Raw genomic sequence first — 10,760 nt, forward strand, 5'->3', positions numbered from 1 at the left:
TGAGATTCTTGATTGAGGGAGCCATCTTGGAGCTTTGAGATTTTAGATATTCTAGGGAGGGAGCAAGGATTTTGCTGTGTTCAAATTGCTAGTTAATAACTGATAAATCCTGTTTTGCCGATCGAGATTTTTGCTGTTTTGTGTTAGCCGTGCCAGGATGGTTAATTAATCCCTACCCACTCCCAACTCTTAACTGCTAAATCCTTTAAGTCTCAAGATCTAAAAGTGCCAGAAGTTCGGTCAATCTTTCGGGATCGGTGAGATACAAATATCCGACCAAAGTTTCTAAGCTGCTGGCTTGTTGGTATATCTCTGGATCTGCTCGCTTAGAACGGCCCGCTGCAGCATTGCGGCCGCGCTTGACAATTGCTAATTCTGTACTGTTCAAGTAAGGAGAGATCGATCGCAAATGACGCGCTTGAGTTTCGGCTCGTACTTGCCCCACCACTAATTCGTGATAAGCTTGCAATCTTCTGGGTGGCACTAAGTACGAACTCCGAACGTAGAGTTCGTACACTGCATCTCCCAAATATGCCCAGGCTGCGGGCGAAATTCTTTCTATTTCTGCTGGTGTAGCCCTCGCAGGATGCACTCGATTTAAACTGATATCCGTCAGACTCAGTTTGAGCCCGTCATCTGCTTCCGGCGACATACTTTTTTAAATAAAACTTCCGCACAGCTTGGTTTTTCTAGTCACTTACTTATTTCGTCTTTCGTTACTTCAGCAATTATAGCTTTCACAGGAGTGTTCGCTGTCCGATCGCGAAGCGAGATATATAGGCAAAGCTTGGCGCGACGATCGCACTCCTAAAAAAGGCTTTTTACCAAATCGGGATGCTCTAATTTTTATACCATTTTTCCGCGTGTTTGCCACACATATTTTACTGCCCATCCACCGAAACTCTAAGCATCGGGGAAATAGCGGCTGGCGCGTGTCGCAGCTTCTGGGTAAATTGGTATTGTTTTACCAGCAAAAAAATAAAAATTTGCTATCCAGCGTTTAGAACCGGATAGCTAATTTAATCCACTTTGGCGTCAAGCATCCTTGACGTTTTTTACCGCCTCATCAACCGAAGGCTGCAAAGACAAAAATTTCTCTAAGCGAACCAGTTTAACAGTCTGAGTTACGCGGGGATTTGAGACAATTTGCAAAGTCCCTTCCAAGGTTTGGGCTTTTTTGACAAGTTGCACAAGTGCGCCCAAGCCTGAACTATCCACAAAGTCTATCTGAGACAAGTCCAAAATTACGTGTTTTGGGCCGTCGTCAATACATTTGCTTATTACCTTCCGAAAAGTGGCCTCAGAAAAAGCGTCCAGCAGGCCCGTCAGGCGAAATAACTGACAGTTATTCCTGACTTCGCGAGTGCCTCTGAGGCTAACGGTCAGGGTCAATGACTCAGAAATGACACCCTCCTAGCTAGATATGGCTTAAAGTCGAGGCTTCATTATAGGAGTTTTTTGGTCTTTTGTCTACAGTTTTTTTTGGTCAGTGGTTTTTAGTTTTTTTGAGGCAGCAGTCATTAACGGTTGACTGCTGACTGCGGACTATTTACTGCTGGCTACTTTCTGATTGTCTCGCATTGACTGCACGAATCGATCGAATAAATAGTCGGCGTCGTGCGGGCCCGGACTGGCTTCTGGGTGGTACTGCACTGAGAACAGTGGCAGAGTTTTATGCTTCAATCCGGCTACGGTGCGATCGTTCAAATTGAGATGAGTAATTTCTACTTCCGGGACTAGGGAATCGGGGTCGATCGCAAAACCATGATTTTGGCTAGTAATTTCTATTTGCTCAGTTAAACCCGCTGGATGATTCAATCCCCGATGGCCGAACTTAAGTTTAAAAGTTTCTGCGCCCAAGGAAAGTCCCAAAATTTGGTGTCCCATGCAGATGCCGAATACGGGTTTGTCCGACTTTAACAGAGCTTTTGCAGTCGCGATTCCTTCCGTTACCGCCGACGGATCTCCGGGCCCGTTGGACAGAAAAATGCCATCCGGGTTGTATTTGAGAATTGCCTCGGCTGACGTGTCGGCGGGTACAACAATTACCCGACAGCCGTAACTCGCCAAACGCCGCAGAATATTGCGCTTGATCCCAAAGTCTAGCGCTACCACCGTCCACATTTTGCCGTTAGCAGGTTTGACTGTAGGACTGAACTCCCAAACCGCATCTGTGGCTTCAGACCACTCGTAAACCTCGCGAGTGGTGACTTCCTGCACCAGATTCAGCCCGTCCATGCTGGGGGCATCTTGCACTTGCTCCAAAAGTTCCGCCTGGTCGAGAATCGTGGTCGAAATGCCACCGTTGATCGCTCCCACCGTGCGAATTTTGCGAGTGAGGGCGCGGGTGTCTATCCCGTAAATTCCGGGGATCTCGTACTGTTTTAGGTAGTCTTGCAGAGATTGCGAGCAGCGCCAGTTGCTGGGCCTGCTGCATACGTTCCGGGCGATCGCACCCCGAATTTGCGGGCGCGAGGATTCTTCGTCTTCAAGATTTACCCCGGTATTGCCCAATTCTGGATAAGTAAAAGTTACAATTTGACCGCAATAGCTGGGATCGGTCAATACTTCTTGGTAGCCCGTCATTCCCGTATTAAATACTACCTCGCCAACGACGGTGGCGTCAGCGCCAAACGACCAGCCGCGGTAAGCAGTACCGTCAGCCAGGACTAAGAGAGCGGGTTGTGCAGTTGAAAGTGACATGGCATCCTTAATTACTTTCGTTTGGTTTAATTCTTACCACTGCCAGGGATTTGATGCTAGTCGGCAATGTACAGATATTATTTTAATTTGTGCAAGGGTTCGGAAAAGCAAGGCACTTATGCCGGAGGCCGGAGGCAGAAGGCACTTATGCCACAGGCAATCAAAAAGCAGCAATAAGTGCAAATTCTGCATCTCCCCCTGCGCTAGCAATTGATCTGCCAGCAGCTTAGGCGGCGGGCGGAAATTCTATATCTCTACCAAATCTATACCAAAAGGCAGTTGTCGCTGTTACGATCGAGCTACACCGTTTAACGAAACTATGGCTAGTAAATCTCCCTTGCCTTTACTCTCAAACTTATACAAGCCTCTACTGAACTCTCAAAAACTGTGCAAACCGTTACTGCTTGTAACAACAGTTATTTCTCTGAGCAGCTCAATTTTAATAGGGACTGTTGCCAACTCCTCGCCAGCAGTTGCTCAAGAAAGTGAGGGATGCTTCATGCGGAGCTCGTCAGGCCGAACCCTCAACCTCAGCCAATCAGTCTGCGGTTTTCTACCCGAAGGATTGACTCCCACCACTTCGGCGGCGGCAAAGTCGGGAGTGTTTCAGGCAAAAATCAAACGCCGAGAGGCTAATATCCCGGTCATAGAAGTCACGTTTAACGGCAAACAAAAGTTCGAGATGATGGTAGATTCTGGAGCTAGTGGCACAGTAATTACACCAGCAATGGCTAAAGCCTTGGGCGTTGTTCTCCAGGGAACAGTGCAAGCACAAACTCCCAACGGAGTGGCTACTTTTCCCCTCGGTCGCCTGACTTCTATGGAAGCAGGTGGTCTGGCAGTTAACAATGTAGTTGTCGCAGTCTCGCCATCCCTAGATATCGGACTGTTGGGACACGACTTTTTTGGTAATAAAGATGTGACTATTAAGCAAGATGTCATTGAATTTCGATCGCGCTCTTAAAAAGAAATTAGTGGTTAGTTGTTAGTTGCTACAAATAACAACTAATACCAAATCCGCCTTAAATATCCCGTTTATTTCTTAGTCCGCGAAGGCGGACTTTGTTTGTGTAGTAGCGGTTTCAACCGCCGAGTCCTCATGGGGATGGCAAACCCGGATTTGATATAAAAACTGTCAACTGTCAACTGTCAACTGTCAACTGTCAACTGTCAACTGCCAACTCCCAACTGACAACTGACTTCATTTCAAAAACTCAATCAACTGCTGCAACTTCAACCAAGATTCGCCGCTCAATAAAATGTCCTTAGCCAGAGAAACTCCTGCTGCGTGGGAACCCATAGGAATTGCACCTCCCACCTGAAAAGCCAAAGAGGCATTCAAAGCTACAACATCCATTTGTGCGGGCGTACCTTTGCCTTGCAAAACGTTCCGCAAAATCTCGGCGTTTTCCTCAACATTTCCGCCTTTTAACGAGCCGATCGCACTTGGTGTCAATCCTACCTGTTCCGGGTGTAAAGTAGTCAGTTCCACCTCGCCGCCCGACAAAACCGCCAAATCAGTCACATCACCCAAACCCGCCTCATCCAACTTTTCTCGGCCGTGAACGACTATCGCCAAGTCAGTCCCCAACTCGCCCAAAGCTTGGGCAATAGTTGATACCAGACTTGGATCGAACACCCCGATTACCTGCCCTGTAGGGCGCAGAGGATTGACGAGCGGCCCTAATAGGTTAAAAATAGTCCGCACCTTCAAAGTGCGCCGGAGCGACGCTACAGCCTTAAGTGCGGGATGCCACCCAGGGGCAAATAAAAAGGTGATGCCCACAGAGTCTACCGCAGCTCTAACCTTCGCGGGATCGGCGTTGAGGTTGACTCCGAGTGCTTCCAACACGTCAGCAGAACCCACTTTGCTTGATGCCGATCGATTTCCGTGTTTCGCAACTCGAACTTTGCCGGCGGCGGCCACAAAAGCTACAGCAGTGGAAATGTTAAACGTGGAAGCGCCGTCGCCACCTGTGCCGCAAGTATCAATTAATTTGAGATTGGAAATTGAGGGTTTGGGATTGAAAACGCTCTCCGACTCGCCTGCAAGCGACTGAGAATGCAATACCTGAGCCATTCCTGCCAATTCTTGGGGAGAGATGCCTTTTGCTTGGAGAGCCGCTAAAATTGCTCCTGAGAGGACGGGGGGAATCGCTTCTGCGAGCCATCCCTGCATTAAGTTGGCTGCAGTGGGGCGTGAGAGAGATTGTCTGTCTAGTAGTTGTTGCAGGATGGCTGGCCACGGAGGAGAATCCGCCGTCTGGGTTGAAGCAGGGGATAACTCTGGCGTTGCTAGTAGAGGAGAATCTGTCATTTATTAGTTTCTAGTCAAATTTAGCCCGATCGAGCTTTGCGGCTAAACCGAGAATCGATCGGGATTTTACCAGACTTGCCGACCACATTTTGCGCGATCGGGCCCATATTTTTGCCCAAATGCCAGCACCGCTACAGAATTTTTCCGCCCGCAGCAGCAGAATATGAATTTTTTGATACAACAATTACCCTATTGTTGTGCCAACTTTACATATAAACCCCAGATCGTACAACTGCCAGCAGTCTGCTGTATTATCTATCAGCAATAATACTTAACAGTAACTCAGAGCACCCAAATACCGATAAAAGTTTCCGACAGGAGTTGTGGAGAGCAAAAAATTTTAGACATTAGGAGAGCCCCAGATTCATCTGTGGAGTCAATTCTTTAATCTAAAATCTAAAATCACAAATCGACTGACAGCAAGGAAAGCGAGCGTTTAGCTCATACAGGCGGGTTAGTTGCCTCGGGTAAGAGTCGATCGTACTCTCACCCAAATCCTAAAAATAGAGTCTTGCGGTTGTAAAAGTCGCTGCCTTTTATTGTAACAACATCCTTGCTACTAACTTATTTCAGGGTATTCAACTGCTAATATATTCAGGGAGATTTTAAGGAGCCGGTTTTGCTCGAACACCTGCACCGCAGGCCGATCGATATGCCAATGCGATCGTGACAGCCAGTCAACCCTCAAATAAATACCGGAGCACCTAAACTTTCCGCAGCAACTATTAACAACTAACAGTCCACTAGGACAGATCAATAAACACACTCGTATCCGGCTGCGACACACCATCTTTCAGCCTAAATAACGGCTCAAATTTAACAGGCGGTAGACCAAAAATATTCAACTCACACACAAGAGCAGGGTATTCACAAGTGGGAAATCAAAAATTAGAAAATAAAGCGATAGAATGCCTAAATGTCGCGGAGGCACTGCACCAAATGGAAGCAAAATATTATAGTATGTTTGAAAATGCTGTGTCGGGCATTTTTCAAACAACCCAAGAGGGTCGCTACATCAGCGCTAACCCAGCTTTGGCTCGCATCTACGGATATAATTCCGCCGCAGAATTGATGGGCAGTCTGACTGATATCAGCGATCAGCTTTACGTCAATCGCGATCGGCGCGATCAGTTTGTTTCTGCTTTGCAAGAACAGGGCATCGTATCGGATTTTGAGTCGCAGATTTATCGCCGAGACGGAACAATAATTTGGATCGCTGAAAATGCGCGGGCTGTCTGCGATGAAGCGGGTAAATTACTCTACTACGAAGGTTTTGTAGAAGATATCACCCAGCGCAAGCAAGCAGAATCTGCACTTCGAGAAAGCGAAGAACGCCTGCGCTTAATAATTGAAGGCGTTAAGGATTACGCTATATTCATGTTAGATCCTGATGGGTATGTAGCTAGCTGGAATTCGGGTGCAGAACGCATTTTTGGATACAGAGCGCATGAAATAGTCGGCAATAATTCGGAGTGTTTTTTCACTCAAGAAGATCTTGAAATCGGCAAGCACAAAGAAAAACTAATCCGGGCAGTGGCAGAAGGTAGATACGAAAATGAAGGCTGGCGGCTTCGCAAAGACGGATCGCGATTTTGGGCGAATATTATTGTTACTCCTTTGCGCGATGAAAGGGGAAAGTTGCAGGGCTTTTCTCAAGTAATGCAGGATATTACTGAGCAAAAGCGGGCGGCTGAGGAAAAGATGCAGTTGATTGCTTCTTTGCAGGCGTCGGAAAAAAAGTTTCGCACTTTGTACGAATCGACGACTGATGCGGTAATGCTGCTAGACGAAGAGGGTTTTTTGGATTGCAATCCGGCGACTTTAAAGTTATTTGGATGCAGCACTGAGTCGGAGTTTTGCGGCAAGCATCCTTCGGAGTTCAGCCCGCTGTTGCAACCGGACGGACAAGATTCTAGGAGTCTTTCTCAAGAGCGAATTAATACGGCTCTGCGATCGGGAAATTGCCGTTTTGACTGGCGGCACTGCCGTTTGGATGGTTCTGAGTTTCCGGCGGAAGTGCTGCTAACTTCTATGGATATCGGCGGCAAAATAGGGCTGCAAGGCGTGGTGCGCGATATCACTTATCGGGTGCAGGCTGAGGAAGCCCTGAAGCAGGCTAATGAGGTATTGGAATGCCGGGTTAAAGAGCGGACAAGTCAGTTGGAAGAGGCTATTAAAAAGTTGAGTTTATCGGAAGAAAAGTTTTCTAAAGCTTTTAGATCAAGCCCCGATCCGATGATTATTACTACTTTTGGTGAGGGCCGTTTTATTGAAGTTAATGATAGTTTCTTGTCGATGACTGGCTACGCTTTAGAAGAAACGACCTGGAATACAGTACCGGGGTTAAATATTTGGGTAAGGCCTCAAGACAGACTTAATTTTAGACAAAGTTTGCACGAACAAGGTGTTGTTCGCAATCAGGAATGCGAGTTTCGGATGAAGTCGGGATCGGTGGTGGTGTGTTTGCTGTCAGCGGAATTGATTAATTTGGAGGGCGAACTCTGTATGCTGGCGGTGATGACGGATATTACCGATCGCAAACACGCCGAAGAAGCCCTACGGGAAAGCCAGCGGGCTTTGGCGACGCTGATGAGCAATTTACCAGGGATGGCCTACCGTTTTCGCAACGATGCCGATCGCAGTATGGAGTTTGTCAGCGAAGGTTGTTATCAGTTAGCTGGCTATTCTCCTGAAGAATTTATCGGCACTCGGCAAATTTCTCTCTCGGAATTGACTCACCCGGACGATCGCGATAATTTGTGGAATGCCGTGCAAGTTGCTTTGCAAGAAAATCGACCCTATCAGCTAAATTACCGAATTACTTCTAAAAACGGCGAATTAAAATGGGTTTGGGAGCAAGGTTTGGGAGTGTTTTCCGATTCGGGAGAATTGATAGCTTTGGAAGGGTTAATTACTGATATTTCTGAGCAGAAACGCAGTGAAGAAGCCTTGCTGCGATCGCAAACAGAGTTAACCCAACAAAAACTTCAGCTCGAAAATACTTTGCACGAATTGCAGCAAACTCAAGCGGTATTGATTCACACTGAGAAAATGTCTACACTCGGTCAAATGGTAGCTGGTGTTGCTCACGAAATTAACAATCCCGTTAGCAGCGTCTGCGGCAATCTCGTTCACGTCGGCCACTACACGGAAGATTTGCTGAATTTGATCGATATGTACCAGCAGCACTGCCCGCAGACGCCGGCAGCAATTCAAAATAAAATTAAGGATATCGAATTAGAGTTTCTGCTAGAAGATTTGCCGAAAGCGATGTCTTCGATGCAGGTTGGGGCCGATCGCATTCGGGAAATCGTGCGATCGCTCAGAAATTTCTCCCGCAAAGATGATTCTCAAATGAGCAAAGTTAACATGCACGAAGGGATTGAAGGAACGTTGCTGATTCTGCAAAGTCGCCTGAAAGCCAGAGGTAACTATCCCGAAATTGCGGTAATTAAGGACTATGGAAATTTGCCTTTGGTTGAGTGTTATGCTGGGAAAATCAATCAGGTATTTATGAATTTGATCGGAAATGCGATCGACGCGATCGAGGAATACAACGAAGGGCGTTCAGTTGCCGAAGTCAAAGCTAACCGCAGCAAGATTAAAATTAGGACAGAAGTCCAAAACTCCAATGCTGTAATTAGGATTTCTGACAACGGCCCCGGTATGCCAGAAGAAGTTTCCCAGCAGTTATTCGAGGCTTTTTTTACCACCAAACCCGCCGACAAAGGCACCGGTTTAGGCCTGTCAATTTCCTACAAAGTTGTCCAAGAACACGGTGGCAAACTGAGCTGCGTGTCGGCACTCGGCCACGGAGCCGAGTTTATCATAGAATTGCCGATCGAACAAATTAGTCAGTAGTCAGTAGTCAGTAGTCATTAGTCATTAGTCATTAGTCAGCAATCAGTAGTCATTGGTTATTACTAAAAATCACCAACTAACAACTGACAACTAACAACTAACAACTAACAACTGACAACTGACAACTGACAACTGTCAACTGTCAACTGTCAACTAACTATTGACACCTTTCCAAATAAATTCGAGCCACCTTATCACCCGGATTTTGCCGCAAACAATCCGCAAAAAGTCCCGCCGCTTGCCTAAAACTATTCATATTGTACAAAGACAAAGCCTCAGTAAATAGTTGCAGAGTCGCTAACTTCCCCGCTTTAACTTCCGGCAAATCTGCATCAAAAACTTCATAAACAGTCACCCATTCAGACTTACCCTTAACCTGAACTTTATCAATTACCCGAATAGCATAATCACCCGGATTTATCAAGCGATCGAATGTCTGCTGAGTAATTAACAGCGACACCCCATAATTTTTCGTCAAACTTTCAATCCGAGAAGCCAAATTAACCGCATCGCTAATCACAGTACCGTCCATCCGGCTTTTTCCGCCCACTATACCCAGAATCAAAGAACCAGTATTGATTCCCACCCCAATCTGAACCGGCACATAACCCAGAGAAGCGCGATCTCGATTGTATTCAGCAAGAGTATGCAGCATGGCAATTCCCGCTTTCAAAGCATCATCCGCACCCTCGCTAAACAAAGCCATAATTGCATCGCCAATATACTTATCAATAAACCCCTTATTTTCCACAATCAGCGGTTCCATTCGACTCAGATAAGAATTGATAAATTTGAAATTTTGGTAGTGCTTTTATGTAAACGATGGATAAAATTGAGGCGGTTGAGTCTTCAGCATTGCTAATCGGATTTGGTAATTGTAGTCATGAATAAAATTCCAAATATAGCAATCCTAAATCATTTTCTATGTATAGGTGTACTGATGAATTTTGGGGAAATCAAATTTATGTTCCTTTGTGAAAAACTCAAACAAAAATTTAATTATCTTAAAAGACTTACATAAATACCAATACTTTCGTAAAAAATTTTTAGCTTGTAACCAAATATCTTCAACGGGATTTTGTTCGGGAGCATTGGGAGCAAATAAAATACAAGTGATTGACCAATCATCAGGTTCTTTGTCACGATTAACTTCTGACAAATAATCTCTAAATTCTCCATATCTATGATAACTAGCTCCATCCCAAATCCAGATAATTTTCCGCTCTTTGTATTTATTTTGCAAGTATTTTATGAACTCAACTGTTGATTTTCCATACCCAGACTTATAACCTTTAATATGGAATTGTTTGGCTTGATAATTGAGTGCGCCAAAATAAGTTTGTCTATTTTTTTGATTGGTAATTGGGACTTCAATTCTTAGATCGGAGCGACCCCAAGCTTAGCCATTGATATCGCCATGAAGTAGATGACATTCATCTAAAAAAAATACTATTATTTCTCCCGATTCTATGCCAGCCTTGTTTTTGGCTAAAATATTGTTAATTTCTTACCAGAAAGTTGGGTCTAAAGCCCCGTCCTTATAGGACGGCTTTAATTACAAGAAGTGTGAAGACTTGTTAACTCTACAGATTTATAAGTAAAAGTTTTAGCAAAAGTGATAAACTATTCCAATGATAGTTTTAGAGTTTAAGTTGAAAGGCAAAGCGGAGCAATATCGAATCATCGACGACATGATTCGGACGGCTCAATTTGTCAGAAACAAAACTCTTAGACATTGGGTAGAAAATCAAGGGATTAAGTTAGTAGACCTGTACAAACAATGCGCCGTTATAGCGAAAGAGTTTGAATGGGCAGGCAAGCTTAACTCAACGGCACGCCAAGCGATGGCCCAACGTGCTATTTTTGCTATCCAACGTTT

Annotated in this window: 9 protein-coding genes and 1 pseudogene; 3 read left to right on the forward strand and 7 right to left on the reverse strand. The window is 45.4% G+C overall.

Going from position 1 to position 10,760, the window contains the following annotated elements:
- Nucleotides 1-205 precede the first annotated feature (205 nt).
- The 3 genes from QUA58_RS09425 to carA all read right to left on the reverse strand — a co-directional run bounded on the left by QUA58_RS09425 (nucleotide 206) and on the right by carA (nucleotide 2,703).
- The gene (locus QUA58_RS09425; protein ID WP_333256403.1) at nucleotides 206-652 is read right to left on the reverse strand and encodes a ribonuclease III domain-containing protein; all 447 of its coding nucleotides are present in this window, start codon (nucleotides 650-652) and stop codon (nucleotides 206-208) included.
- Between the two features lie 383 nt (nucleotides 653-1,035).
- Nucleotides 1,036-1,392 (reverse strand): STAS domain-containing protein, encoded by a 357-nt coding sequence (locus tag QUA58_RS09430; RefSeq protein WP_333082737.1) that lies wholly within the window; start codon nucleotides 1,390-1,392, stop codon nucleotides 1,036-1,038.
- A gap of 153 nt (nucleotides 1,393-1,545) precedes the next feature.
- Nucleotides 1,546-2,703 (reverse strand): glutamine-hydrolyzing carbamoyl-phosphate synthase small subunit, encoded by a 1,158-nt coding sequence (gene carA, locus QUA58_RS09435; protein ID WP_333256401.1) that lies wholly within the window; start codon nucleotides 2,701-2,703, stop codon nucleotides 1,546-1,548.
- Between the two features lie 499 nt (nucleotides 2,704-3,202).
- Between carA and QUA58_RS09440 the strand changes: the two genes are divergently transcribed.
- Nucleotides 3,203-3,667, forward strand: a complete 465-nt coding sequence (locus QUA58_RS09440) for a retropepsin-like aspartic protease (RefSeq protein ID WP_333256398.1) — start codon at nucleotides 3,203-3,205, stop codon at nucleotides 3,665-3,667.
- A 237-nt stretch (nucleotides 3,668-3,904) separates the two neighbouring features.
- Here the strand turns inward: QUA58_RS09440 and trpD are convergent, their stop codons facing one another.
- Nucleotides 3,905-5,020, reverse strand: a complete 1,116-nt coding sequence (trpD, locus tag QUA58_RS09445) for an anthranilate phosphoribosyltransferase (RefSeq protein WP_333393796.1) — start codon at nucleotides 5,018-5,020, stop codon at nucleotides 3,905-3,907.
- Between the two features lie 10 nt (nucleotides 5,021-5,030).
- Complete coding sequence (locus QUA58_RS09450; RefSeq protein WP_333310036.1) at nucleotides 5,031-5,204, reverse strand: hypothetical protein; 174 nt, start codon at nucleotides 5,202-5,204, stop codon at nucleotides 5,031-5,033.
- A 689-nt stretch (nucleotides 5,205-5,893) separates the two neighbouring features.
- Here QUA58_RS09450 and QUA58_RS09455 point away from each other — a divergent pair.
- Nucleotides 5,894-8,881 (forward strand): PAS domain S-box protein, encoded by a 2,988-nt coding sequence (locus tag QUA58_RS09455; RefSeq protein WP_333393798.1) that lies wholly within the window; start codon nucleotides 5,894-5,896, stop codon nucleotides 8,879-8,881.
- 157 nt (nucleotides 8,882-9,038) lie between these two features.
- On the opposite strand, the gene QUA58_RS09460 is transcribed toward QUA58_RS09455, so the two are convergent.
- The gene (locus QUA58_RS09460) at nucleotides 9,039-9,668 is read right to left on the reverse strand and encodes an adenylate/guanylate cyclase domain-containing protein (protein WP_333393803.1); all 630 of its coding nucleotides are present in this window, start codon (nucleotides 9,666-9,668) and stop codon (nucleotides 9,039-9,041) included.
- Between the two features lie 135 nt (nucleotides 9,669-9,803).
- Nucleotides 9,804-10,265: pseudogene (locus tag QUA58_RS09465) on the reverse strand (transposase); the annotation flags it as partial.
- Between the two features lie 247 nt (nucleotides 10,266-10,512).
- Here QUA58_RS09465 and QUA58_RS09470 point away from each other — a divergent pair.
- The coding region (locus QUA58_RS09470) for a transposase (protein ID WP_333393800.1) at nucleotides 10,513-10,760 on the forward strand (248 nt) is incomplete at its 3' end.

It is taken from the genome of Microcoleus sp. N9_A1 (assembly GCF_036701795.1).
GTDB lineage: Bacteria > Cyanobacteriota > Cyanobacteriia > Cyanobacteriales > Microcoleaceae > Microcoleus.